This is a genomic window from Aeromicrobium jepli (assembly GCF_047246605.1).
In the GTDB taxonomy this organism is placed as follows: Bacteria; Actinomycetota; Actinomycetes; order Propionibacteriales; family Nocardioidaceae; genus Aeromicrobium.
Window position 1 is genome coordinate 120,842 of the sequence record NZ_JBFOKO010000001.1, and the last position, 24,424, is coordinate 145,265.

General features: G+C 71.2%; 22 protein-coding genes and 1 riboswitch. Of the genes, 18 read left to right on the plus strand and 4 right to left on the minus strand.

Features of this window, described 5'->3' with window-relative positions; genetic code table 11:
* Positions 1-8 precede the first annotated feature (8 nt).
* Both AB3M81_RS00560 and AB3M81_RS00565 read left to right on the plus strand, forming a co-directional pair.
* Entirely contained in the window at positions 9-914 is a 906-nt protein-coding gene (locus AB3M81_RS00560; RefSeq protein ID WP_412901957.1) for a pseudouridine-5'-phosphate glycosidase, read from the plus strand.
* Entirely contained in the window at positions 911-1,780 is an 870-nt protein-coding gene (locus AB3M81_RS00565; RefSeq protein WP_412901958.1) for a carbohydrate kinase family protein, read from the plus strand. The genes AB3M81_RS00560 and AB3M81_RS00565 overlap by 4 nt, the downstream gene beginning before the upstream one ends.
* A gap of 142 nt (positions 1,781-1,922) precedes the next feature.
* Here the strand turns inward: AB3M81_RS00565 and AB3M81_RS00570 are convergent, their stop codons facing one another.
* The 3 genes from AB3M81_RS00570 to AB3M81_RS00580 all read right to left on the minus strand — a co-directional run bounded on the left by AB3M81_RS00570 (position 1,923) and on the right by AB3M81_RS00580 (position 6,893).
* Entirely contained in the window at positions 1,923-5,069 is a 3,147-nt protein-coding gene (locus AB3M81_RS00570; protein WP_412901959.1) for a heterodisulfide reductase-related iron-sulfur binding cluster, read from the minus strand.
* 95 nt (positions 5,070-5,164) lie between these two features.
* Positions 5,165-6,331: an MFS transporter gene (locus AB3M81_RS00575; protein WP_412901960.1), complete on the minus strand. Its 1,167-nt coding sequence runs from the start codon at positions 6,329-6,331 to the stop codon at positions 5,165-5,167.
* A gap of 19 nt (positions 6,332-6,350) precedes the next feature.
* Positions 6,351-6,893 carry a DUF4916 domain-containing protein gene (locus AB3M81_RS00580; protein ID WP_412901961.1) on the minus strand — a complete coding sequence of 181 codons (543 nt, stop codon included), beginning with the start codon at positions 6,891-6,893 and terminating at the stop codon, positions 6,351-6,353.
* Between the two features lie 154 nt (positions 6,894-7,047).
* Here AB3M81_RS00580 and AB3M81_RS00585 point away from each other — a divergent pair, with 154 nt between their 5' ends.
* From AB3M81_RS00585 to AB3M81_RS00660, 16 genes are all read left to right on the plus strand, one after another.
* Positions 7,048-8,982 (plus strand): DUF6801 domain-containing protein, encoded by a 1,935-nt coding sequence (locus tag AB3M81_RS00585; RefSeq protein ID WP_412901962.1) that lies wholly within the window; start codon positions 7,048-7,050, stop codon positions 8,980-8,982.
* A 79-nt stretch (positions 8,983-9,061) separates the two neighbouring features.
* Positions 9,062-9,171, plus strand: a riboswitch (TPP riboswitch).
* A complete protein-coding gene (locus tag AB3M81_RS00590) occupies positions 9,161-9,751 on the plus strand; it encodes an ECF transporter S component (RefSeq protein WP_412901963.1) in 591 nt (196 codons plus the stop codon). (Overlaps the previous riboswitch by 11 nt.)
* A 4-nt stretch (positions 9,752-9,755) precedes the next feature.
* Positions 9,756-11,105, plus strand: coding sequence for an ABC transporter ATP-binding protein (locus tag AB3M81_RS00595; RefSeq protein ID WP_412901964.1), 1,350 nt, complete (start codon positions 9,756-9,758; stop codon positions 11,103-11,105).
* Positions 11,102-11,770, plus strand: coding sequence for an energy-coupling factor transporter transmembrane component T family protein (locus AB3M81_RS00600; RefSeq protein ID WP_412901965.1), 669 nt, complete (start codon positions 11,102-11,104; stop codon positions 11,768-11,770). The genes AB3M81_RS00595 and AB3M81_RS00600 overlap by 4 nt, the downstream gene beginning before the upstream one ends.
* A gap of 125 nt (positions 11,771-11,895) precedes the next feature.
* A complete protein-coding gene (locus AB3M81_RS00605; protein WP_412901966.1) occupies positions 11,896-12,945 on the plus strand; it encodes a DUF6801 domain-containing protein in 1,050 nt (349 codons plus the stop codon).
* Positions 12,946-13,004: 59 nt separating this feature from the next.
* On the plus strand, positions 13,005-13,985 hold the full coding sequence (locus AB3M81_RS00610) for an ABC transporter ATP-binding protein (RefSeq protein WP_412901967.1): 981 nt from the start codon (positions 13,005-13,007) through the stop codon (positions 13,983-13,985).
* 5 nt (positions 13,986-13,990) lie between these two features.
* Complete coding sequence (locus AB3M81_RS00615) at positions 13,991-14,761, plus strand: MlaE family ABC transporter permease (protein ID WP_412901968.1); 771 nt, start codon at positions 13,991-13,993, stop codon at positions 14,759-14,761.
* Positions 14,762-14,774: 13 nt separating this feature from the next.
* A complete protein-coding gene (locus AB3M81_RS00620; RefSeq protein ID WP_412901969.1) occupies positions 14,775-15,593 on the plus strand; it encodes an MlaE family ABC transporter permease in 819 nt (272 codons plus the stop codon).
* A complete protein-coding gene (locus tag AB3M81_RS00625; RefSeq protein ID WP_412901970.1) occupies positions 15,593-16,909 on the plus strand; it encodes an MCE family protein in 1,317 nt (438 codons plus the stop codon). Before AB3M81_RS00620 ends, AB3M81_RS00625 begins: the two co-directional genes overlap by 1 nt.
* A complete protein-coding gene (locus tag AB3M81_RS00630; RefSeq protein ID WP_412901971.1) occupies positions 16,906-17,988 on the plus strand; it encodes an MCE family protein in 1,083 nt (360 codons plus the stop codon). Before AB3M81_RS00625 ends, AB3M81_RS00630 begins: the two co-directional genes overlap by 4 nt.
* Positions 17,979-18,968, plus strand: a complete 990-nt coding sequence (locus tag AB3M81_RS00635; RefSeq protein ID WP_412901972.1) for an MCE family protein — start codon at positions 17,979-17,981, stop codon at positions 18,966-18,968. Before AB3M81_RS00630 ends, AB3M81_RS00635 begins: the two co-directional genes overlap by 10 nt.
* A complete protein-coding gene (locus AB3M81_RS00640; RefSeq protein ID WP_412901973.1) occupies positions 18,965-20,152 on the plus strand; it encodes an MCE family protein in 1,188 nt (395 codons plus the stop codon). Before AB3M81_RS00635 ends, AB3M81_RS00640 begins: the two co-directional genes overlap by 4 nt.
* Positions 20,152-21,252: an MCE family protein gene (locus AB3M81_RS00645; RefSeq protein WP_412901974.1), complete on the plus strand. Its 1,101-nt coding sequence runs from the start codon at positions 20,152-20,154 to the stop codon at positions 21,250-21,252. Before AB3M81_RS00640 ends, AB3M81_RS00645 begins: the two co-directional genes overlap by 1 nt.
* Positions 21,249-22,520: an MCE family protein gene (locus tag AB3M81_RS00650; protein ID WP_412901975.1), complete on the plus strand. Its 1,272-nt coding sequence runs from the start codon at positions 21,249-21,251 to the stop codon at positions 22,518-22,520. The genes AB3M81_RS00645 and AB3M81_RS00650 overlap by 4 nt, the downstream gene beginning before the upstream one ends.
* A complete protein-coding gene (locus AB3M81_RS00655) occupies positions 22,517-23,032 on the plus strand; it encodes a hypothetical protein (RefSeq protein ID WP_412901976.1) in 516 nt (171 codons plus the stop codon). Before AB3M81_RS00650 ends, AB3M81_RS00655 begins: the two co-directional genes overlap by 4 nt.
* Entirely contained in the window at positions 23,032-23,535 is a 504-nt protein-coding gene (locus tag AB3M81_RS00660; RefSeq protein WP_412901977.1) for a hypothetical protein, read from the plus strand. Before AB3M81_RS00655 ends, AB3M81_RS00660 begins: the two co-directional genes overlap by 1 nt.
* A 55-nt stretch (positions 23,536-23,590) precedes the next feature.
* Here the strand turns inward: AB3M81_RS00660 and AB3M81_RS00665 are convergent, their stop codons facing one another.
* Positions 23,591-24,304 (minus strand): class E sortase, encoded by a 714-nt coding sequence (locus tag AB3M81_RS00665; protein ID WP_412901978.1) that lies wholly within the window; start codon positions 24,302-24,304, stop codon positions 23,591-23,593.
* Positions 24,305-24,424 lie beyond the last annotated feature (120 nt).

Genomic DNA, 24,424 nt, shown 5'->3' on the forward strand with positions numbered 1-24,424 from the left:
GTCGGGGCGTGAAGGTCCAGCCGTCTCCCGAAGTGGCCGCCGCCCTGAACGAGGGACGGCCCGTCGTCGCCCTCGAGTCCACGATCATCAGCCACGGGCTGCCGCGCCCGGACAACCTCGCCGCGGCGCGTGAGTTCGAGGAGATCCTGCGGTCGCAGGGCGTCACTCCCGCCACGGTCGCGGTGCTCGACGGCGAGCTCAAGGCCGGCCTCACCGCCGACGAGCTGCTGCGGATCGCGAACGAGGACATCCCCAAGCTGACCGTCCGCGACCTGCCCGTCGTGCTGGGGATGGCCGGCAGCGGCGCCACCACCGTCGCGGCGACCTCGTGGATCGCCGACCGCGCGGGCATCCGCGTGTTCGCCACCGGCGGCCTGGGCGGCGTGCACCGAGGTGCCGCCGAGACCTTCGACGAGTCCGCCGACCTCACGGTGCTGGCCGACATCCCGATCACGGTCGTCTCGGCCGGGGTGAAGTCGATCCTCGACATCCCCGCCACGCTCGAGCGGCTCGAGACCCTGGGCGTGATCGTCCTCGGCTTCCGGACCAAGGAGTTCCCCAGCTTCTGGCTGACCTCGTCGGGCCACGAGTTGGACTGGCGCGCCGAGGACGCGTTCGCGGTCGCCGCCGTGATGCACAGCCGCGACGCGATGGGCCTGCGCTCGGGCATCGTCGTGGCGAACCCCCTCCCCGTCGAGAAGCAGCTCGATCCGCGCGTCCACGACGAGGCGCTCGCGCAGGCGCTGGAGGAGGCGGACCAGCAGCGGCTCTCGGGCAAGGAGGTCACGCCCTTCCTGCTCAAGCGCATCGTGGAGCTGACCGACGGCCGCAGCCTGGCGGTCAACCTCGACATCGCCCGCAACAACATCGAGGTCGCGGCGCGGATCGCGAAGGCGGCGGTGGAGTACCCGTGATCCTCGTCGTCGGGGACGTCGTCGACGACATCGGCGTCCTGCCCCTCGAGCCGGTCGCTCCGCGCAGCGACACCCGCGCCCAGATCCGCATGACGCCGGGCGGCTCGGCCGCCAACACCGCCGCCTGGCTCGGCTTCCTCGGCGCCCCCGCGCGCTTCTTCGGCAAGGTCGGCGTCGACGGTGTCGAGCGGCACGGTGCGGCCCTGCGCGACCACGAGGTCGACCCGCGGCTCGTGGCCGATCCGGTGTTGCCGACGGCCACGATCGTGCTGACCCTCGACGACGACGCCGACCGCACGATGTACGTCGACCGCGCCGCCAACGGCACCCTCACGCTCGACGACCTCACCGACGACCTGTGGCCGGACGTCGACTGGCTGCACCTGACCGGATACACGTTCTTCGACCCCGAGACGCGTGGCGTCGCGATCGAGCTCATCGCCGAGGCCAAGCGCCGCGGCGCGGGCGTGAGCGTCGACCCCAGCACCACCGCGTTCCTGCGCGAGGTGACTCCCGAGGCCTTCCTGGAGTGGACGGGCGGCGCCGACCTGCTGCTGCCGAACCTCGACGAGGCGCGCCTGCTGGTCGGTGCCACCGGGCCGTTCGTCGACTTCGACGCGCTGACGCGCATGTACCCGCACGTCGTCGTCACGCTCGGCTCGATGGGCGCCGCCTACGTGGCCGGCCCGACCCGCGAGCAGGTCGCCGCGCCCCGGGTCCAGGTGATCGACACGACGGGAGCGGGCGACGCGTTCAGCGCGGGCTTCCTCGCCGCGTGGGTGGAGCAGCGCGACCCGCGCGCGGCCCTGCAGGGCGGCATCGGCGCCGCCAGCCGCTGCGTGCAGCAGCGTGGCGCGCGCCCCTGACCGGACGGTCTCGGGGACCGATCTTGTGCCTCCTGGGCCCATATCTGAGCCTGAGTGGCACAGGATCCGCGCCCGCGCGTGGTCGCGCATGAGAACGGCCCGCCCCACCGTGAGGTGGAGCGGGCCGTGTCGGTGACGGCACTCAGGCCTTCGTGTCGTCCTCGTCCTTCTCGGAGGCCGCCTGGGTGGCGGACTCGCTCAGCTCGGCACCGGAGGGATTGGCGTCCGACAGCGGCGCCGTGTCCTCCGAGACCGGGTCCGCCACGGGCGCGTCCTCGACCGGGGTGATCGAGGCCAGCTCCTCCTGCTCGGACGTCGGCTCGGCGTGCTTCTCGGCCGGCAGCTCCGGACGCGAGTCGTCGTACACGACGGCCTCGGCGTCCGGGTTGGTCGAGTCGCCCACCTCGGGGTGCGGCTCCGGGCGGGGCTCGTCCTGCGAGGCCGTGTGGTGCGCCTCGGACTCGTGCTCCTCGATCGCGTCGAGCAGCGAAGGCTGCTCGTGATCGGCCTTCACCTCGGAGGACGCGGGGGTCGGCTCCTCGGTGACCTCGGGCTCGGCGGCCGGGGTCTCCTCCTCGGCGGCGGGCTCGTCGGGCTCGCTGACCTCGGCAACCGGGGCCGCCTCGGCCTTCGCGGCCGGCTCCTGCGCCGGCTTCTTCTCGTCCGGCACGTTCGCGTCGCCCTCGGCGGCCGCGCCCGGGTCGGACTCGGCCGGCGTCGGATCCTCGCGGACCGGCTCGGGGTCGGTCTGCGCCGGCTCGGACTCGTCCTCGGTCGCGACCGCGACGGGCTTGGTGCCCTCGTGGTCGGCCGCGCCCTCGGGCGTGGCGTCGCCCTTCTCGAAGATGCCGCCCGCCGTGCCCTCGTCGTCGACCGCGATGTTGTGCTTGGCCGCCATCTCGGCGTCCTCGGCGCGGCTGTCGCCCTCGGGGTTGTCGAGGTCGTCACCGGCGTCGGTCGGCGCGTCGGCCGACTCGTGCGCGTCCGCCGACGGGCCGACCTCGGCCGTGTCGGTGATCGTGCCGGGGTCGGCCTTCGCCTCGGGGCCGGGCTCGGCGTCCGTGGGCTCGTCGCCCTCGGCCGTCGCGGCGGCGGCCGTCACGGCCTCGGCCTCGGCGACGACGTCCTCCTCGGAGCGCTTGACGGCCTGCAGCAGCAGCTGCGCGACGTCCAGCACCTCGACGTTGACGAGCGACTCGTCCTCGGCCTGCTTGGCCGTCAGGCCGTCGGCCAGCATGACGCGGCAGAAGGGGCAGCCCACGGCGATCTGCTCCGCACCGGTGCCGATGGCCTCCTCGGTGCGGTTGATGTTGATCCGCGAGCCGATCTTCTCCTCCATCCACATGCGCGCGCCGCCGGCGCCGCAGCAGAAGGAGCGCTCCTTGCTGCGGTCCATCTCGACGTAGTTCGCGCCCGTGGCGCCGATCAGCTCGCGCGGGGGCGAGTAGACCTGGTTGTGGCGGCCCAGGAAGCACGGGTCGTGGTACGTGACCTTGGCCTGGGGAGCGGCGGACGCGACCGGCTTGAGCTTCTTCTCGCGCACGAGGCGGTTGAGCAGCTGCGTGTGGTGCACGACCTCGAGCTCGACGCCGAGCTCCTTGTACTCGTTCTTGAGCGTGTTGAAGCAGTGGGCGCAGGTCGAGACGACCTTCTTGACCTTGGTCTCCTCGAAGACCGCGACGTTCTCCATCGCGAGCTGCTTGAAGACGATCTCGTTGCCCGCGCGGCGAGCCGAGTCGCCCGAGCAGGTCTCGCCGTCACCCAGCACCGCGAACGAGACGCCCGCGATGTTGAGCAGCTCGGCGACGGCCTGCGTGGTCTTCTTGGCGCGGTCCTCGAAGGCGCCGGCGCAGCCGACCCAGAACAGCCACTCGACCTCGTCGAGGGACTCGACGTCGACGCCGACCTGCTTGACCTCGAAGTCGAGGTCCTCGGCCCACTTCATGCGGTCGCGCGGGTTCATGCCCCACGGGTTCCCCTTGCGCTCCAGGCCCTTGAAGATGTTGTTCAGCTCGGCCGGGAAGTTGGACTCGACGAGCACCTGGTAGCGGCGCATGTTGTCGATGTGGTCGACGTGCTCGATGTCGACGGGGCACTGCTGGACGCACGCGCCGCAGTTGGTGCAGGACCACAGGACGTCGGGGTCGATGACGCCGAACAGGTCCTCGGTGCCGATGAGCGGGCGCTCCAGCTCGCGCTGCTGCTCCTCGCTGAGCGACTCCGGGTCCTCGCCCAGGAGCGGGATCTTGGCGTAGGCGTGCTCGCGCAGGCCCATCATGAGCAGCTTGGGCGACAGCGGCTTCTCGGTGTTCCACGCGGGGCACTGCGACTGGCAGCGGCCGCACTCGGTGCAGGTGGAGAAGTCGAGGATGCCCTTCCAGCTGAAGTCCTCGACCTTGCCGACGCCGAGCTTCTCGAACTCCTCCTCCTCGAGGTCCTCCATCTTCTCGAGGTCGAGGGGCTCGCCGCCCACGTACAGCGGCACCAGGGCGCCGAGCGCGGTGCCGCCGTCGGCCTCGCGCTTGAAGTAGATGTTGAACCAGGCCAGGAAGCGGTGCCAGGCCACGCCCATCGTCAGGTTCTTGCCGATGACCATCAGCCAGACGGTGGCGGAGAGGACCTTGACGAGGGCGATGAGCGAGATGGCGGCCTCGAGGCCGGTGACGGACATGCCCGACCAGAGGGTGTCGCCGATCCAGCCGGTCAGCGGGAAGTGGAAGTACGAGGCGTGGTCGTCGCCCTCGATCTTCATCAGCTGGTACTCGGCGCCGCGGATGAGGATGCCGGCACCGCACTCGAGCAGCACCATGGCCTCGACGAAGTAGGCCTGGCCGAAGCGCGAGCCGAAGAAGCGGCTCTTGCGGCCCTGCGCGCGCGGGTGGTTGCGCTGGCGGATGACGATGAGCGCGATGATGCCGATCAGGCCGAGCCAGGCGATGGCCTCGCTGACCCACTCGAAGAGGAAGAAGTGGCCGATCAGCGGCAGCACGAGGTGCGGGTTCCAGACCTGCAGGTAGGCCGTGGCGACGGCCGTGCTGAGGATCATGAAGCTGAAGAAGACGGCCCAGTGCAGGATGCCGACCCACGTCCACTGGAGCATGCGCGTGTGGCCGAGGACCTCGACGAGCATGTTCTTCGTGCGGCGCGCCGGGTCGTCGGTGCGCCCGTACGCGGGACCGCCGGTGCGGATGACGCCCAGCATGCGCTTGATGCCGGGCGCGAGGAAGTACACCGCCGCGGCCGTCGCGAGAAGCGTCAGCACTCCGGCGATGATGTTGATCGGGTCCATGCCGATTCCTCTCGGGGGGTCGAGCAGTTTGTTGATGACCCTAATGCGCTGCGCAGAACTCGGCGCACTAAGGCAAGCCAAAGCCGAGTCTGATGTTACCTGTCAGTAGCAACGGGCACGAACGCCACGGCCGCGAGCGGGAAGATCGCGGCCACGCCGAAGGCCCAGCCGTACCCCGCGTGCTGGACGACGGCGCCCATGAGCGGCGGGACGGCGGCCGACGTCAGGTACTGGCCCGTGTTCTGGAAGCCGAAGGCGCGTCCCGACCAGCGGGGCCCGGCGATCTCGGCGACGGACGTGAACGCCAGCCCGTTCGGCGCGACCGTGACGACCGCGGCGAGCACCATGAAGGCGATCGCGACCGGCGACTCGCCCAGGACCGCGAGCGCCACCATCGTCACGGTGACGACGGCCGCGACCTGCCGCATCGGCCCGAGGCGGTCGCCGATCCGGTCCGACCACCAGCCGATCGCGATGCGGCCCGCGGCGCCGAGCACCTGGGAGGACGCGTAGAGCAGGCCGGCGGCCGACGCGCTCCAGTCGTGGCGCTCGATGAGCCACAGCAGCATGAAGGACCACACGACGTATTGCGGGATGACGAGCAGCGCGGACGCGCCGTGGATGCGCACGAGTCGCCGGTCGCCGCGGTACGGGTTGGCGGCCGCGTCGCTGCCGACGTGCTCGGGGCGGGGCGGGTCGACCACGCTGAGGCCGACGAACGCGGTCGCCACGACCGACGTCGCCAGGCACAGCACGAGCGTGCCGACGATGCCGCGCGACTCGGCCCAGGCGGGCACGACCAGGGCCGCGAGACCGACGCCGAGCGGCAGGCCCGTCTGGCGGATGCCCATGGCCAGGCCGCGACGGTGTGCCGGGAACCAGCCGACGACGAGGCGGCCGCTGGCCGAGTTCGAGCTCGCGGCCGCGACGCCGCACAGCACGAAGCCGGCCGCCAGGACGAGGACGCTGTCGCGCTGTGCGCCGACCAGGGCGACGGCGCTGCCGGCGACGAGCACGAGCAGTCCCGAGGTCAGCGAGACTCGCTCGCCGACGCGGTCGACGATCGCGCCCCACGCGACGAGCGTCAGCAGCGTCCCGACCGTCGGAGCGGCCGCCAGCGCGCCGCTGGCCACGAGGGACAGGCCCTCCTCGAGGTGCAGGTGGGCGATGAGCAGCAGCGGCGTGCTGACGACCGCCGTCGCGGTGACCTGGGCGGCCATCGCGGCGGCGAGCATCAGCCACGGGCTCGGGCGGCCCCTCATCGACGCCCGGCTGGGCGGCTCATCCCAGTGCGCCGAGGTGCGCCAGCGCCTGCTTGAGCAGCACGCCACGACCGCCCTCGAGCTCCTCGAGGATCGCGGGGCTGAGCGCCTCCTCCGGCGTGAGCCACGACAGCTCCAGCGCGTCCTGACGCGGGTCGCACTCGCCGGTCACGGCGACGACGTACGCCAGCGCGACCGCGTGCTGGCGCGTGTCGTACATCGGCGTGACGCCCGGCAGCGGGAAGTACTCCGCGACGGTGAACGGCACGATGTCGGCCGGCAGCTGCGGGAAGGCGGTGGGGCCGAGGTCCTTCTCGAGGTTGCGCATGAGCGCCGTGCGGATGGGCTCGCCGTGGAGCACGCGTCCCGAGACGAACGAGCGGGCGAGCGCTCCGGTGGTGGACCCGCGCAGCAGCAGGCCGACCTGCTCGACCTGGCCGAGGCTGTCGAGGCGGACGGGCACGGCCTCCACGTAGAGGATCGGGACGCGGGAACGGGTCTCCTCCAGCTGGAACTCCGAGAGCCAGCCGGGATTCGGGTCGGGGGTGCGCACGGAGGGCATGGGCCCATTGTGGTCGATCGCGCCGACGGTGCCCGGAAGTGAACGTGACACTGGGGTTGTCACTGTCAGTTACACGTCCTATGGTGAGGTGGATCACACGACGTCGCGCGGCCGGTCTCGGGCGTGCGCGCATCACGTTCTGAGGGGAATCACCGTGAGCTTGTCCTTCCTTCCGTCCCGCCGCGTGACCGCGGCGGCGGCCGCGATGATGGTCGCGGCCGGCGGCGCCGTCGGTGCCGGGATCTTCAGCCCGGCGGCTGCCGACCAGAAGCTCGAGAAGAGCTTCGACTACAAGTGCCAGGTGGTCGCCGGCGGTCTGGACCTGGGTGAGCAGGCGATCGGCGTGACGGCCTCCACGACCGTCCCGGACAGCGTCGCCCCGGGCGACGTCATCCCGCCGACCCCGGTCAACATCACGCTCAAGATGCCCGAGCTGCTGCGCTCATCCACGACGATGCTGCTCGGCGGCCGCGAGGCCGACGGTGCGTCGACCGACTCGTCCGTCACCCTCACCACGGGCGGCCAGACCACGACGATCCCGATCCCCAACCTGGCCGCCGGGCGCACGCCGATCCCGCAGCAGTCGGGCGCGGACTGGCTGATCCCCGCCGCCGGCACCGTCCCGTCGATCACGACGCCGGACTACGCCGTGGACACGGTCGTGGTCGGCATGCCCGCGACGTTCAACATCGCCGCCACGATCTACAAGGCGGACAACTCCACGATCCCGTCGACGCTGTCGTGCAAGGGTCCCGGCGACCTCGCGCTCGGCTCGATCGCCGTGTCGGGCCCGACGACGGAGCCCACCACCGAGCCCACGTCGGAGCCGACGACGGAGCCGACGACCGAGCCGACCACGGAGCCGACCACGGAGCCGACGACGGAGCCCACGACCGAGCCGACGACGGAGCCCACGACCGAGCCGACGACGGAGCCCACGACCGAGCCCACCACGACGCCCACGGATCCGCCGCCGGCGGAGGACGTCGACCTGTCGAAGGAGTTCGCCTACGACTGCAGCGTCACCGCCGGCGGGCTCGACCTCGGCCGCCACGAGATCGGCGTGCTCGCGGAGACGACGGTCCCCGGATCGGTGCGACCCGGCGAGCTCATCGCCGAGCGCGGCGTCGACATCACCCTGACGATGCCCGAGCTGCTGCGGGAGTCGACGGTGACGCTCCTCAAGGGCGAGGCGGCGGACGGCGCCTCGACGGACGCGGCGATCACCCTGACGACGGGGGGCCAGACCTCGACGGTCGCCATCCCGAGTCTCAGTGCCGCTCGCACGCCGATCCCGCAGCAGGCGAACACCCCGTGGCTGATCCCGGCGAAGGGCACCGTCCCGGCCATCCGGGTCCCGGCGTACGCCGCCGACTCGGTCGCGCTCGGCATGCCCGGCACGTTCAGCGTCGCCGCGAAGATCTACACCAGCTCGAGGACGCTGGACGCGAGCCTGGCCTGCAACGGCCCGGAGGACCTGGGCCTGGGCGACATCACCGTGTCGGGCGAGCCGGTCACGGACCCGACGGACGAGCCCACGACGCAGCCCACCACCGGCCCGACCACGCCGGCCCCGACCGAGCCGACCACCGAGCCGACCACCGGCCCGACCACGCCGGCCCCGACGGACGAGCCCACCACCGAGCCCACCGACGACGCGGGCGACGTGCCGGTCGAGCTGGTCGGTCCCGACGTGGTGGCTCCCGGCGACGCGATCACCTTCTCGTTCACGGACGAGTGGATCGGCAAGACGGTCCGGTTCGAGCTGCGCTCCGAGCCCATCAACCTGGGCACCCGGGTCGTGGACGTGTCGGGTCAGGCCTCGGTGCGGATCCCGACCACGGCGCCGGCCGGCTCGCACACCGTGCGGGTGTACAGCAGCTCCGGTGCCCTGATCGCCGCGGTCCCGATCGAGATCGAGGCCGCCGCCGATGACGCCGCCACGACCGACGGCGACGACGACTACTGGACCAACGACGTCCTCGCGTCCGCCGGTGGTCCGGGAGTCGGCATCGCGGTGCTGGGCGGCGCGCTGCTGCTCGGGGGCGCGGGCGCGATCGCCCTGCGCCGGCGCACCAGCCGCGGCTGACGCGGACGGCAGGGGAGCGGGAGCGGGTCTCACGACTCGCTCCCGCTCCCCTTCCGCGTCCCCGCCGGGCTAGGCTGGAGGCACACGACAGGGGAGCGCCATGCAGAGGGCGCTGAGAGTGCGGATCCGCCGCAGACCCTTGAACCTGCTCCGGTTAGCACCGGCGAAGGGAGTCACGATGACATCTGCTGTCCGTTCCACCACCCGCTACCGCACACTGGACCTCGTCACGATCGCCCTGTTGGGCGTCGCGTTCGGCGTCGTCTTCTGGGGATGGGGGAAGCTGTACGACCTGATCGACCTGGGCGCGGCGGTCGGGTTCAAGCCCGCCGCCGGCCTCCTGGCCGGCACCTGGCTCATCGCCGGCGTCGTCGGCGGCCTGATCGTCCGCCGGCCCGGCGCCGCGTTCGCGACCGAGCTCGTCGCCGCGATGGTGTCGATGTTCGTCCTGGGCGGGACGGCCTGGGGTGGCACGGTGCTGCTCTCCGGCATCGTCCAGGGCCTCGGCGCGGAGCTGGTCTTCGCGGTGTTCCTCTATCGCCGGTTCGACGTCCTCACCGCCATGCTCGCCGGCGCCCTGTCGGCGGCGTTCGCGACGTTCTACGAGTGGAAGTACTACTGGGTCGACTGGGACCTGCCGTGGCGCCTGGCCTACCTGGGCTTCTTCGTCACCTCGGGCGTCGTCATCGCCGGCCTCGGCGGCTGGCTGCTGGTGCGCTCCCTGGCGCGGGCGGGAGCGCTGGACTCCTTCCCCGCCGGCCGGCCGTGACGCCGTGACGATCGCGTTCCGCGACTACTCCTGGACGCCGCTGCACGCCTCTCGTCCCGTGCTCGACCGCCTCGACCTGGCGGTCGGGCCCGGGGAGCGGGTGCTGCTCGTCGGCCCCAGCGGCAGTGGCAAGTCGACGGCGCTGCACGCGGTCGCGGGCGCGCTGGGGACGACGCTCGTGGGCGAGTCGCGCGGCGAGGTCGAGGTGACCGGCCGCATCGGCATGGTCACCCAGAACCCGTCCTCGTCGATCGTGGCGGACCGCATCGGGCGTGACGTCGCCTTCGGTCCCGAGAACCTCGGGCTGTCCCGCGACGAGATCTGGCACCGGGTCGAGGAGTCGCTCGAGGCGGTCGACCTGCGCTACGGCCTCGACCGGTTCACCAGTGCGCTGTCCGGAGGGGAGCGGCACCGCCTCGCTCTCGCGGGAGCGCTGGCCACGCGACCGGACGTGCTCCTGCTCGACGAGCCCACGTCGATGCTCGACCCGGACCTCGCGGTCGAGGTCCGGGACGCGGTGCTGCGCGTCGTGGGGGAGCGGTCCCTCGTCGTCGTCGAGCACCGCTTCGAGCCGTGGCTCGAGCACGTCGACCGCGTCATCGTGCTCGACCGGGGCCGGATCGTCTTCGACGGGACGGTCGCAGACTTCCTGACGGCGGGCGTCCCCGACGAGCTGTGGATGCCGGGCCGGCCCGCGCCGGTCCCCGCCGCGGTGCCCGAGGACCTCGTGCGACCCGCCGGCCCGGTGGTGGTGGAGGCGCACGACCTCGTCGTTGACCGGGTCACGCGCACCCTGCGCGGGACCGAGCGCACGCGCGCGGTCGACGGGCTCAGCCTGTCCCTGGCGGCGGGCACGACGACCGCGCTCGTGGGATCCAGCGGTGCCGGGAAGTCGTCGGCGCTCCTCGCGCTCGGCGGCCTGCTGCCGCCCACGGCGGGCCGCGTCGTCGCGCCGGACGAGGTCGGCTGGTGCCCGCAGGATCCCGAGCTCGGCTTCGTCGCCCGCACGGTGCGCCTCGAGCTCGAGGCCACGCCTCACGCGCTCGGCCGCGGTGTCGACGTGGACGCCCTGCTCGAGGTCATCGGGCTGGCCGGTCGCGGCGACGACCACCCGTACCGGCTCTCCGGCGGCGAGCAGCGCCGCCTCGCCCTGGCCGCGGCGACGGCCCACCGCCCCGGGCTCGTCCTGGCCGACGAGCCCACGGTCGGCCAGGACCGGGGCACGTGGGCGCTCGTCGCCGGCTGGCTCGCGACGGCTGCCAGCTGCGGTGCGACGGTCGCCGTGTCCACGCACGACGCCGACCTGCCCCGCGATCGCGACGTGGTCATGAAGGCCGGAGCGGTGATCGCATGACCGGTGTCATCACGCGGTTCAACCCGCTCGTGCTGATCGCGATGGCGCTCGCCCCCGCGCTGGGCTCGCCGGCCATCCGCACGATGCCGGTCGCCGTGACGTGCGTCGTCCTGCACCTCGTGGTCATGGCCCTTCTGGTCCCGTCGTGGCGGTACCCGGCGCTGTGCCTCGCGCTCGTCGCGCTGCCCGTGGCCAGCATCATGTGGTCCACGTGGTGGCTGGGCGGTCGCGACCTCGAGGTCGCGACGGTGGCCGGGATGCGGACGTTCGTCATGGCGTGGCCCGGCGCCGTCGCGGTCGGATACCTCGACGTCGCCCGGCTGGGGGACTACCTCGCGCAGAGCCTGCGGGTCCCGGGCCGCTTCGCGGCGGCGCTGTCCGCCGCCCTGCAGCGGGTGGGTGGCGCGTGGCAGGCATGGCACGACGTCGACCGCGCGCGGCGTGCGCGCGGCCTGCCCCGCCGGCCGTTCGCCATGGCCTTCACGCTCCTGGTGCACACGATGCGCGACGCGACCCGCACCTCGATCGCCATGGACGCGCGGGGGTTCGCCACGGCGCACCGGCGGACGTGGGCCGAGCCCGCGACATGGACGACCGTGGACCGAGGCGCCGTCCTCGGTGCCGTCGCGCTGGGCGCGCTCCCGGCTCTCCTCGCGCTCATGTGACTCACGAGTATCAAAGCCCGTCTGCGTGGCTTGCGTCACATTGCAACTTCTGGTTACAGTCATCTGGCCCACGCCTTCCCGGAGGCGCGGACCCGAGGTGTCACCAGTCGTGAAGTGAGGGAACCATGCGCCTGAGCGCTCCTGTTCGTCGAGGCCTGCGCGGCCTGGCCGCCGGCACCGTCGTGGCGGCCGGCATCGTCTCCCTCCCCGCGGCCGCGAGCGCGGCCCCGGCGAAGGTCGAGCGCGTCCCCTACGCGTGCACCGCGACCAACACGACGATCGACCTGTCGCTCGACGGCACGCAGCAGTTCTACGTCACGGCCGAGACGAACCTGCCCGACCGCGTGCAGCCCGGTGACACCGTGCCGGCGACGGACACGACGCTCACGCTCGACCTCTCGGTGAAACTCGTCAACCGCCTCATGGGTCCGATGAAGGTGACCGACGTCAAGGGCTCCTCGACCACCAACGTCGACCTCAAGGGTGTCGCGCCGGGCGGCGAGGTCAAGACGATCAACCAGCAGGTGAAGGGCCCCAACGGCGAGCCCGGCCCGCTGGTCAAGGACTGGGTCAAGCTCGTCAAGGACCAGGAGGTCTCGATGGTCGCGAAGGGCAAGGTCGACGCCGTCCCGGTGCCCGAGGTGCCGGACGGCAACGGCCTCATCTACGTCCAGACCCCCCAGTCGTTCGTGCTGCACTCGGAGATGACGCCCAAGGTTGTCGGCAGCATCGGCGAGGCCGACCTGGAGTGCGTCCACGGCACGGTCCAGGCGGGCAACACGGTCAAGGAGGGCGATCCGGCCGAGCGCGTGATCGGCACGATCGCGCTCGGCGCGGGCTGCTCCGAGACGGACTGCCCGCTCCCCGCGGACAGCGGCACCGGCGGACCCGGCCCGACGGACCCCGGATCCGGTGACGGATCGGGCACCGACCCCGAGGTGATCGACCCGGTCGTGCCGGACGACGAGACCGTCATCAGCGACAGCGGCTACACGTGGGAGGACACCGACGGCGACGGCGTGGCCGACACGCAGGTCCCCACGAGCACGTCGGCCGAGACGACGTCGCTGCCCGCCACGGGGTCGCCGGTCGCCGCGGGCTTCGCCGGACTGTTCGGGATCCTCCTCGCGGCCAGACTCGCCCTCGGGGCCCGCGCCCGGCGCACCGGAGCCTGATCCGGACGAGTTCCTCGAGGTGACCGGCGGCGGTCACCGTCCCCCTGAGAAGGAGCCCCATGGGTGTCGAAGTACGCGTCGAGGGCCTGACCAAGGCCTTCGGCAGGCAGACGATCTGGCGTGACGTCACGCTGACGCTGCCCGCCGGGCAGATCAGCGTCATGCTGGGCCCGTCCGGCACCGGCAAGTCCGTGTTCCTCAAGGCGCTGATCGGACTGATCAAGCCCGACGAGGGACACATCTTCATCGAGGGCACCGACATCGCGACGTGCAGCGAGCGCGACCTCTACGAGATCCGCAAGCTGTTCGGCGTGCTGTTCCAGGACGGCGCCATGTTCGGCTCGATGACGCTGTTCGACAACGTCGCCTTCCCGCTGCGCGAGCACACGCGCAAGAACGAGACCGAGATCCGCGACATCGTCATGGAGAAGATGTCGATGGTCGGCCTCGTCGGCGCCGAGAACAAGCTGCCCGGCGAGATCTCCGGCGGCATGCGCAAGCGTGCCGGCCTCGCCCGCGCGCTCGTCCTCGAGCCCGAGATCATCCTGTTCGACGAGCCGGACTCGGGCCTGGACCCGGTGCGCACGGCCTTCATCAACCAGCTCATGGTCGACCTCAACGCCCAGACCGAGGCCACGTTCCTCATCGTCACGCACGACATCAACACGGCGCGCACCGTGCCGGACAACATCGGCCTGCTCTACCACCGGCACCTGTCGATGTTCGGCCCGCGCGAGATGCTGCTCTCCAGCGAGGAGCCCGCCGTGCGCCAGTTCCTCAACGCCCAGACGGTCGGCCCGATCGGCATGAGCGAGGAGAAGGACGCCGACGAGCTGGCCAACGAGGACCACAGCACCCTGCCGCCGCTGCCGCCGATCCCGCTGCAGCTGTTCCCGTCGGACGGCCGCCCGCGGGCCACGCAGGCCGAGCCGGGCGCGTGGTGCGCGGCGAACGGCGTCGTCCCGCCGCCGGGCTCGTTCGAGAACGACGGCTCCGGCTTCATGGCGCCCTCGCCGCAGGCCATCGGCGGTCCGCGATGAGCGTGATGACCACGGTGACCGCGCCCCTGGCGACGGTCGGCCGGCTCTTCGCCTTCGGCACGGACGTCCTGCTGGCCGTGTTCCGCCGGCCGTTCCAGTTCCGCGAGTTCGTCCAGCAGGCCTGGTTCATCGCGTCGATCACGATCATCCCGATCGCGCTGGTCGCCATCCCGTTCGGCGCCGTCGTGGCCCTGCAGACGGGCAGCCTCGTGCAGCAGTTCGGCGCGCAGTCGTTCGTCGGGTCGGCCGCCGTGCTGGCGGTCCTGCGCGAGGCCGCGCCGATCGCCACCGCGCTTCTCGTCGCGGGTGCGGGCGGCTCGGCGATCGCGGCGGACCTCGGCGCGCGCAAGATCCGCGAGGAGCTCGACGCCATGATGGTGCTGGGCATCGACCCGATCCAGCGACTCGTCGTGCCCCGCGTGCTGGCGTGCATGCTCGTCGCGGTGTTCCTCAACGGGCTGGTCAGCGTCGTCGGCGTGCTCGGCGGCTACATCTTCAACGTCGTGCTGCAGGGCGGCACGCCCGGCGCCTACCTCGCGTCGTTCACCGCCCTCGCGCAGACGCCCGACCTCTACCAGGGCATGGCCAAGGCCCTCGTGTTCGGCCTCATCGCCGCCCTCGTGTCGACCTACATGGGCATGCACGCCGACGGCGGCCCGCAGGGCGTCGGACAGGCCGTCATGGAGTCCGTCGTCATCACGTTCCTGCTGCTGTTCCTAGCCAACTTCGTCATGAGCGCGCTGTACTTCCAGCTCGTCGAGCCGAAGGCGATCTGACGTGCCGGCCGCCGTGAGGAACGCGTACCAGCGCCCGCTCTCCGTCCTGGACGAGCTCGGGCTGCAGCTGGCGTTCTTCCTGCGCACCATCGCGTGGATCCCGCGCGTGGTCGTCAGCTACCCGCGCGAGATCCTGCGCCTGCTGTCGGAGGTCACGTTCGGTCGCGGCTCGCTCGCCGTCATCGGCGGCACGGTCGGCGTCATCACGGCGATGTCGTTCTTCACCGGCATCGAGGTCGGCATGCAGGGCAACAGTGCCCTCGAGCAGCTCGGCACCAGCGCGTTCGCCGGCTTCTTCTCGGCCTACTTCAACACCCGCGAGATCGCCCCGCTCGTCGCGGGGATCGCGCTCGCGGCGACGGTCGGCTGCGGCTTCACCGCGCAGCTGGGCGCCATGCGGATCTCCGAGGAGGTCGACGCGCTCGAGGTCATGGCGATCCCGTCGCTGCCGTACCTGGTCACGACCCGCGTCATCGCCGGCCTCATCGCCATCATCCCGCTGTACATGCTCGGGCTGATCTCGTCGTACTTCGCCACGAAGCTCACGGTCACGGCGATCTACGGGCAGAGCGAGGGCACGTACGACCACTACTTCGACCTGTTCCTCCCGCCGGAGGACGTCCTCTGGTCGTTCTTCAAGGTGCTGGTCTTCGCGGCACTCGTGATCCTCATCCACTGCTACTACGGCTACTACGCCAGCGGCGGACCCGTCGGCGTCGGCATCGCCGTCGGACGCGCCGTCCGCACCTCGATCGTCGTCATCAACGTCGCCGACCTGCTCCTGTCGATGGCGATCTGGGGCACCACCACGACCGTCAGGCTGGCGGGCTGATGGCGCGCATCGCCACCTTGGACCGCCCCGCGGTGGTCCGCGGCCTCGGAGTCGTCATGGTCCTGCTGATCGCCAGCGCCGTGTTCATCACGTACGCGGCGTTCACGAAGCTGTTCGCGGACGACGTGCCGGTCTCGATCCGCAGCAGCAGCGCGGGCCTGCAGCTCAACAAGAACGCCGACGTCAAGCTGCGCGGGGTGATCGTCGGGCGCGTGGACGAGATCACGTCCGAGCGCGGACAGGCCGTGATCCACCTGGCACTCGATCCCGACCAGCAGTCCGTCATCGCGGCCGACGTGCAGGCGTTCATCGTGCCCAAGACGCTCTTCGGCGAGAAGTACGTCGAGCTGCAGCCGGTGGCGCAGTCGTCCGGCCGCACGATCCAGGCCGGGGACGAGATCGAGCAGGCGGCACTGCCGTCCGACGTGGAGAACCTGCTGATCGACCTCGACCCGCTGCTGACGGCCCTCAACCCCGAGGACCTCTCGTACGTGCTCACGGCGCTCTCCGACGCCCTGAGCGGCCAGGGCGAGACGCTGGGCCGGGGCCTGGAGACGCTGTCGGCCTACCTGCAGAAGATCACCCCGCTCGCCCCCGAGCTGGTGGACGACATCACCAAGCTCGGGGACACCGCCAGCACGTACGCGGACGCGATGCCCGCCATCGGCACCACGCTGCGCAACGCCGTCGTCACGGGCAACACGCTGACGGCCCGCCGGGCGCAGCTGCAGTCGCTGTTCGTCCAGACGGCTGCGTTCGCGACCTCGGCCGAGAGCCTGTTCGACCGGTCGGGACAGGACTTCATCACGCTCTCGCGGGACTCCCGGCCGACGCTCGACCTGCTGGCGGAGTACTCGCCCACGCTGCAGTGCGTGCTCAAAGGCATCGACCGGCTCAAGCCCGCGATCGACAGTGCCTTCCGCAACCACCGCGCGCACGTCTCCATCGAGTTCGCGCCGCGCTCGCCGCGCGCGTACGACGGCGGCGACACCCCGCGCCTGCCCGGCGCGACCGGCGGGTCCGACGCGCTCGCGCCGAGCTGCGCCACGCTGCCGGGGACGAAGTACACGAAGAAGCGGCCCTCGCCCGGGATGAGCGACTCGATGCTCGAGCAGTTCGGCGTGGGTGGCGACCTGGGCAAGCGGGCGCCCCTCTCGGCGCCGACGGTCGTCCGTCCGGCGGGCAGCGCGGCCGAGGCGGCGCAGATCGACGCGATCGTGGCGGCATCGCTCGGGATCGACCCCGAGGACGTGCCCGACGTCGCCCACGCGCTCTACGGTCCTGTCCTGCGTGGAGCGGAGGTGAGCCTCGGATGAGCCGCACCGGACTCGACCGGCAGACCGCGCAGTCCCTCGTGAAGCTACTGGCGTTCCTCGTCATCACCGGACTGATGACGGCCCTGCTCGCGGCCGTCATCGGGAACCGGTCCTTCGATCGCACCACGTCGTACCGCGCCGTGTTCAGCGACGTCACGAGCCTCGTCGTGGGCGACGACGTCAGGATCGCCGGCGTGCGCGTCGGCAGCGTGTCCGACGTCGAGGTGCACTCGGCGAACTCGGCGGTGGTGACGTTCGAGGTCAACTCCGACATCCCGTTGACCCAGGGCACGCAGGCCGCGCTCCGGTACCGGAACATGATCGGCCAGCGCTACATCTCGCTCAGCGAGGGCGAGGGCTCGCCGCAGCGACTGGAGGAGGGCGAGACGATCGACCTCGACCGCACCGCGCCGGCGCTCGACCTCACGGACCTGTTCGGCGGGTTCCAGCCGCTGTTCGAGGCGCTGTCGCCCGAGGACACGAACCAGCTGGCCTACGAGCTGATCCAGGTGTTCCAGGGCGAGAGCGGGACCGTCGAGTCGCTCCTGGCGCACACGGCGTCGCTCACCAGCACCCTCGCCCAGCGCGACGAGCTCATCGGGTCGGTCATCGACAACCTCACCGTCGTGCTGACCTCGTTCAACGAGCGCGACGACCAGCTCTCGTCGGCGATCACGACCCTGCAGCAGCTCATCACCGGACTGAAGGACGACCGCGGCGTGCTGACCGACTCCCTCGACGACATCGCCCTGCTGACGGGCGAGACCTCGGACCTGCTCCAGGACTCGAGCCCCGCCATCACGGCCGACATCAAGCAGCTGCGCCGGCTGACCTCGCAGATCGGCACGAAGAAGGCCCGCGCCGACCTCGACCGGACGCTGGCGATCCTGCCCATCAAGATCGACCGGATCGGCCGCGCCGGACAGTACGGGGCGTTCTTCAACTTCTACGTGTGCGAGCTCGGCGTGAACGGCAAGGTGCCGTCCCTCAGCGGCGTGCCCGGCTGGGAGAGGACGCGCCCGTTCAAGACGATGCAGCGCGTGAAGGTGACCGGAGCGGGGGTGAGTCGATGCCGCTGAGCACCCTGAAGCCGTTCCGCGAGCGCAACCCCGTGATCGTCGGTGCGGTGTCGCTCGCCGTCATCGCGGCGATCCTCGTCGCGGCCAGCCAGGTCACCCGCCTCCCGCTGATCGGCGGCGGTCCCACGTACGCCGCCGAGTTCACCGAGGTCGGCGGCCTCAAGAAGGGCGACGACGTGCGTCTGGCCGGCGTGAAGATCGGCGAGGTGTCGGACCTGCAGCTGCGGGGGGACAAGGTGCGCGTCGTCTTCCGGGTCAAGAAGGACCGGGACCGGCTCGGGACCCAGACCGGCGCGTCGGTGCGCATCAAGTCGCTGCTGGGGCGGATGTACGTCCGGCTCGAGCCCGACGGGCCGGGCACGCTGGAGAAGGGCGCCGTCATCCCCGTGTCCCGCACGCGGGCGCCGTACGACATCGTCCAGGCCTTCTCCGGCCTGACCGAGACCACCCAGAAGATCGACAACGACCAGCTCGCGCAGGCGCTGCGCACGATCGACGACGTCGCGACGAAGACGCCCGAGGAGTTCCGCGAGGCCGTGACCAGCGTGACGGCGCTGTCGAACAGCCTCGCGTCGCGCGATGCCGAGATCAAGACGCTGCTGGAGAACATCGACGGCATCTCGACGGTCCTGGCCGACCGCAACACCGAGTTCGCCCGCCTCTTCGAGGACGGCGCGGTGCTGTTCGACGCGCTGACCGAGCGTCGCGACGCGATCCACGCGGTCCTCGTGGGCGTCACCGAGATGTCCCAGGAGATCGACACGCTCGTGACGAGCACGCGAGCCGACCTCAAGCCCGCGCTCGACCGCCTCGCCGGCGTCGTCGCGGTCCTGCGCAAGAACGAGGCCAACATCAACCAGGCGATCGAGCAGCTGCCCGCGTACTACGCGATGGTGGCGAACAACAGCTCCAACGGGCCGTGGCTCGACGCATACGTCTACAACCTGCTGAGCATCTTCGGCATCCCCAACACGCCATGAGCCCCTTCCTCCAGAGCCGCGCATCGCGTGCCGTCCTCACCGTCCTCGTCGCCGCCGTCGTGCTGGCGCTCGCCGCGGCCGCCTCCGTGGCGATCGTCGCCCGGGGCGACCGCACCACGATCACCGTCGACTTCGAGCGGTCCGTCTCGCTGTACGAGGGATCCAAGGTGCGGATCCTGGGCGTCGACGTCGGCACCGTCGAGAAGCTGACGCCGCGAGGCCAGAACGTCCGGGCCGTCATCTCCTGGGACGGCGACCACGACGTCCCGGCCGACGCCAAGGCGGTGATCGTGTCGCCGTCGGTGGTCGGCGACCGGTTCGTCCAGCTGGTCCCCGCCTACACGGGGGGCGCGAAGCTGCAGGACGGCGCGCACCTGGACCAGTCGCGGACGGGGACGCCGACCGAGCTCGACGAGACGTTCGCCGCCCTCGATCGCGTCGCGACCACGCTCGGTCCGGACGGCCTGAACGAGGACGGCGCCGTGAGCGACCTGCTCAGCAGCTCCGCCGAGAACCTCGACGGCAAGGGCGCGGAGCTGCGCGAGAGCATCGAGGCACTGTCGAAGCTGACCCGGACGGCCGACGGCTCGAAGGACGAGCTGTTCGCCTCGGTGGAGCAGATCGAGCGGTTCGTCTCGGCCCTCGAGGCCAACGACGCCAGCGTGCGTCGCTTCAACGCCAGCCTGGCGGGCGTCTCGGACGTCCTGGCGGACGAGGGCGACGACCTCCAGCTCGCCGTGCGCGAGCTCGCCGCCGCCCTGCAGCAGGTGCAGGGCTACGTGGCCGAGAACCGCACGGCCCTGCGCAAGAACGTCCGGGGCCTCACGAGCGTGACCAAGTCGCTCAGCAAGCAGCGCAAGGAGCTGGCCCAGATCCTCGAGTCCGGACCCCGGGCGCTGTCGAACCTCGCCACGGCCTACAACCCGACGAACGGCACGATCGACGCGCGCACCTCGCTGCGCGGCAGCGAGACCGGCGAGTTCACCGTGATGACGACGCCCGAGCAGGTCCAGGGCTTCTGCGGCCCGGTGAACCAGCAGAACCCCGACTACCGGCCCGCGTGCCTGGCCATGGGCAAGGTGCTGGTCTGGCTCGGCCAGCAGGCGGACCCGTCGTCGGCGCAGGGCGCCACCGGCGCCTCGGCGGACCCGAGGACCCTCGCCGACATCATGGGGGTGGCGTGATGCCCGGACTGCGACTGCGCCACGGACTGATCGGCGTGCTGGCCACGCTCGGGCTGGTCTCGGGCTGCGTCTCCAGCGTCGGCGACGTCCCGCTGCCCGGCGGCGCGGACCTCGGTGACGATCCGTACACCGTCGTGATCGAGTTCGCCGACGTGCTGGACCTCGTGCCGCAGAGCGCGGTCAAGGTCAATGACGTCTCCGTCGGTCGCGTGACGCGGGTGCGACTCAAGGGCTGGCGCGCCGAGGTCGAGGTCAAGCTCAATCGCGACGTCGACCTGCCCGACCAGGCGACGGCGTCGATCCGGCAGACGTCGATCCTGGGTGAGAAGTTCGTGTCCCTCGCGGCGCCGCTCGAGGGTGGCGGAGGGCGACTCGGCGACGGCGACGTGATCCCGATCGAGCGCACGGGCCAGTCTCCCGAGATCGAGCCCGTGCTGGCCTCGCTGTCGCTCGTCCTCAACGGCGGCGCCCTCGGCAAGGCGCAGATCATCAGCCGAGAGCTCAACACCGCGCTGTCGGGCCGCGAGTCGGACATGCGCACGCTCGTGCGCAGGCTCGACGAGTTCGTCGAGGTCGCCGACGACAGCAAGGACGACATCGTCGAGGCCATCGAGCAGATCGACCGGCTCGCCCGGGCCACCAACGAGCAGAAGCAGGCGATCGACGCCGCGCTGGACGACCTGCCGGCCGCCCTGCGGACGGTCAACGAGCAGCGCGCCAACCTCGTGAGGATGCTCGCGGCGCTGTCCGAGCTGGGCGATGTCGGCACCCGGGTGATCTCGCAGAGCAAGGAGGCGATCACCGCGGACCTGCAGGCGCTCGCGCCGGTGCTGGACAACCTCGGCTCCGCCGGGGACGCACTCGTCTCCTCGCTCGAGGTGCTGCCGACCTTCCCGTTCCCGGACTCCCTGCTCGGGTCGACGCCCGAGGAGGCGAAGCGGTACCAGATGGGCAACTTCCTGAACGTCTCGATCGACTTCGAGACGGACTTCTCGACGACCATCGGCCTCATGACCGAGCGCGAGCGCGCCGCGCTGAAGGAGAGCCTGCGCGAGGAGGACGTGTCCGGGGTCCTGGCACGAACGGTGGTGGCGCCGTGATCACGCAGCGCGTCCGCGTCCAGCTGGTCATCTTCCTGGTCGGGACCCTCGTCGCGATGACGTTCATCGGCGCGAACTACGCGCGGGTGGACCGCCTGTTCGGCAGCGGCTACACCGTCACGGTGGAGATGGCCGAGTCCGGCGGCATCTTCACGACGGCCGACGTCACGTACCGCGGGGTGAGCGTCGGGCGGGTGACCGACATGTGGCTCGACGGGGACGGCGTGAAGGTCGAGGTCCACGTGGACTCCAAGGACACGAGGATCCCGGCGGACACGAAGGTCGTCATCGCCAACCGCTCGGCCGTCGGCGAGCAGTTCCTGGACTTCCAGCCGCGCTCGGACCAGGGGCCGTTCCTCGACGACGACGCCGTCGTCGCGCGCGAGAACACCGAGGTCCCGATCGACACCCGCACGCTGCTGACCAACGTCAGCTCGCTGCTGTCGTCGGTCGATCCGGACGACCTCAGCACGGTCATCGCCGAGCTGGGGGACGCCTTCGAGGGCTCGGGCGACGACCTGCGCACCATCATCGACAGCGGGAACTCGTTCATCACCGAGGCGGACCAGAAGTACGAGGTCACGGCGGCGCTGATCCGCAGCTCGGCGACCGTCCTGCAGACCCAGGTCGACAGTCGCGACCACATCCGCGACTTCGCCACGAACCTGCGCAGCCTGTCGACGGCCGTGCGCACGTCCGACCAGGACCTGCGCACCGTGATCGACGCGGGCGCCCCGACGGCCACGACCCTGCGCGCGGTCGTCGAGGAGAACGCCGACGACATCTCCCAGCTCGTCTCCGACGCGATCAGGCTCAACACCGTCGTGCGCGCGAACCTCGGTGGCATCCGCGGCGTCCTCGTGATCGCACCGTACGGCGTCGAGAGCGCCTACTCGATCATCGCGAAGGACTCGCGGACCGGGCAGTACGCCGCGCGCCTGAGCCTCTCGCTCGAACCGGAGAACGCGCCCTGCACGAGCGGCTACGTCCCGTCGTCGAAGCAGCGGACCCCGTTCGACCGCACGGTGGAGAAGTGGAACCGCAAGCTGACGTGCAAGCAGGCCACGCCGCGCGGCTCGAAGGCGGGTGCGAGCGTCTCGGGCGCGTCGGCCGACCTGAACGGCGGCCGGACCAAGGTCCTGGGCACGTACGATGTGGCGACGGAACGGTTTGCGGTCAGCGACGAGACGTCGACGATCCCTCACGCACTCGATCTCGGCGAGGAGTCCTGGAAGTGGATGATGCTCGGGCCCGCGGTGGCGCAGTGACGCGTTCCCGTCTCATCGACGCCGGGTTGGCCGTCGTCGCGCTGGTCGCCCTGGCGATCGGCCTGGTGGTCCTCGTGCGAGGTCCGCAGGTCCCGGCGTACGCGCAGACCTCGGACCGGCAGGAGGTGCGCTCCACGGTCGAGCGGTTCGCCGCCGGGATGAACACCTACGACGTCACCGACCTCGATCCGTACGTGGAGCGGATGACGCCGCTCATGACCGACGACCTGGCCGAGCAGTTCGAGGTGTCGACGCAGGACCTGCTGGCGCGCTTCGCCGCCGCCAAGATCGTCACGAAGGGCACGGCGGACGAGGTGGCGATCGACAGCATCGACGGCGACAGTGCCGAGGCCTTCGCCGCGGTCTCGGTCGCGACGACGCCGGAGAACGTCGGCTACGGCCAGCCGCGTCTGCGATGGCGCGTCTCCCTCGTCCGCGAGGGCGAGAAGTGGCTCGTCGACAACTTCGCCGACGTCACGGTGGAGTCCGCGCCGACGGAGGAGGGCCAGTGATGCGCCTTCGCCGCCCGGCTCGTCGCACGGCCCTGCTCGCGCTGGCGCTCGCGTCCGTGGTCTTCGCCCTGGTGGTCGTGACGATCGTCCGGGGAGAGGAGTCCTCGGCGGTCGAGCGGTTCGACGCCCAGGACGCGGCGACCGCCGCTGCGTCCGACGCGCTGCCGCGGATGCTCGGGTACGGGCACGAGACCATCGCGAAGGACCTGGACGAGGCCACCGAGGTCATGACCGAGGAGTTCGCGAAGAAGTACACCGAGCTGGCGCCGCAGCTGACCACCACGGCCGAGCAGCGCAAGATCGACGTCACGGCGACCGTGCGGACGATCGCCGCGCTCGAGTGCGGCCAGGAGTGCTCCACCACGGACGTCCGGCTCCTGGCCTTCGTCGACCAGACCCGCACGATCGACGGCAAGCCGGCCTCGCCGGCCGCGCTCTCGATCGTGGTGGAGATGAAGAAGGTCGACGGCGACTGGCTGATCGACGACCTCACCACGAGCTGAGGCGTCGCACCCGTCGGGTGGCGGTGCCTCCGGCGCGGGCCGCGGTCCTCCGGGGTCAGACGTGCTCGGCGTCGACCAGCTCGCCGAAGACGACGGACCGGTCGTCGGTGTGGAAGAGCTCCGAGCACGTCGTCAGGGTGATGAGGGCCGTGTCGGGCTTGGCGCTCGTGCGCTGGTCCTTCGACTCGCGGGCCTTCTCGGGGACCGGCTGGACGACCCAGATCTCGCTGAAGTCGACCCGGGTGTCGGTGCCGGAGTTCCTCAGCTCGTACGTGTAGACGTGCGTGCGCGTCTCGACCTCGACGAGGTCGCCGGCGCGCAGCTCGGGGAACTTGCGGAACGGCTGGCCGTTCGTGATGCGGTGGCCGGCGACGGCGAAGTTGCCGAGCTGGCCGGGGCGCTGCGAGTCCGAGAACCAGCCGACGCCCGAGGTCAGCGCGGTGTCGTCGATGCCCGAGACCACGGGCACCTCCCAATCGTCGCCGAACCGCGGCACGCGCAGCACGGCGAACACGTCGCCCAGCTTGACGCGGTCCTTCGCCGCGTCGCCCTGTCGGTTGCCCTTCCAGTCGTCGGCCAGCGCGACCGCCATCTCGCCCTGGCGGTGCTTGGCCAGGACGTTGGTGCCGATGTAGCTCCAGGCGGCCCAGCCGGCGGCGATCACGAGGGCGCACGTCAGCAGCGAGACCACGATGCGCGCGGGCCGCAGCTGCGGCGTCGGCTTGAGCTCAGGGCGCTCGCGACGCGGCGGTCCGGCGGGGGCGTTCACGTCAACGAGTGTCACACCTGCGCCGGGCCGAGACAATCGTCCCGGCGAGACGGGGAGCCCGAGTCGCCGGGGTCGTTGCCCGTGATCCGCCTCACGCGGTAGCGTGCTCACTAAGCAAGC

Excerpts from the sequence above, each read along its gene's own strand:
- AB3M81_RS00600 (WP_412901965.1), top strand. The coding sequence starts at position 11,102 with ATGACCGGTGTCATCACGCGGTTCAACCCGCTCGTGCTGATCGCGATG.
- AB3M81_RS00605 (WP_412901966.1), top strand. The coding sequence starts at position 11,896 with ATGCGCCTGAGCGCTCCTGTTCGTCGAGGCCTGCGCGGCCTGGCCGCC.
- AB3M81_RS00660 (WP_412901977.1), top strand. The coding sequence starts at position 23,032 with ATGCGCCTTCGCCGCCCGGCTCGTCGCACGGCCCTGCTCGCGCTGGCG.
- AB3M81_RS00625 (WP_412901970.1), top strand. The coding sequence starts at position 15,593 with ATGGCGCGCATCGCCACCTTGGACCGCCCCGCGGTGGTCCGCGGCCTC.
- AB3M81_RS00615 (WP_412901968.1), top strand. The coding sequence starts at position 13,991 with ATGACCACGGTGACCGCGCCCCTGGCGACGGTCGGCCGGCTCTTCGCC.
- AB3M81_RS00590 (WP_412901963.1), top strand. The coding sequence starts at position 9,161 with ATGACATCTGCTGTCCGTTCCACCACCCGCTACCGCACACTGGACCTC.
- AB3M81_RS00635 (WP_412901972.1), top strand. The coding sequence starts at position 17,979 with ATGCCGCTGAGCACCCTGAAGCCGTTCCGCGAGCGCAACCCCGTGATC.
- AB3M81_RS00645 (WP_412901974.1), top strand. The coding sequence starts at position 20,152 with ATGCCCGGACTGCGACTGCGCCACGGACTGATCGGCGTGCTGGCCACG.
- AB3M81_RS00610 (WP_412901967.1), top strand. The coding sequence starts at position 13,005 with ATGGGTGTCGAAGTACGCGTCGAGGGCCTGACCAAGGCCTTCGGCAGG.
- AB3M81_RS00570 (WP_412901959.1), bottom strand. The coding sequence starts at position 5,069 with ATGGACCCGATCAACATCATCGCCGGAGTGCTGACGCTTCTCGCGACG.
- AB3M81_RS00575 (WP_412901960.1), bottom strand. The coding sequence starts at position 6,331 with ATGAGGGGCCGCCCGAGCCCGTGGCTGATGCTCGCCGCCGCGATGGCC.
- AB3M81_RS00630 (WP_412901971.1), top strand. The coding sequence starts at position 16,906 with ATGAGCCGCACCGGACTCGACCGGCAGACCGCGCAGTCCCTCGTGAAG.
- AB3M81_RS00580 (WP_412901961.1), bottom strand. The coding sequence starts at position 6,893 with ATGCCCTCCGTGCGCACCCCCGACCCGAATCCCGGCTGGCTCTCGGAG.
- AB3M81_RS00640 (WP_412901973.1), top strand. The coding sequence starts at position 18,965 with ATGAGCCCCTTCCTCCAGAGCCGCGCATCGCGTGCCGTCCTCACCGTC.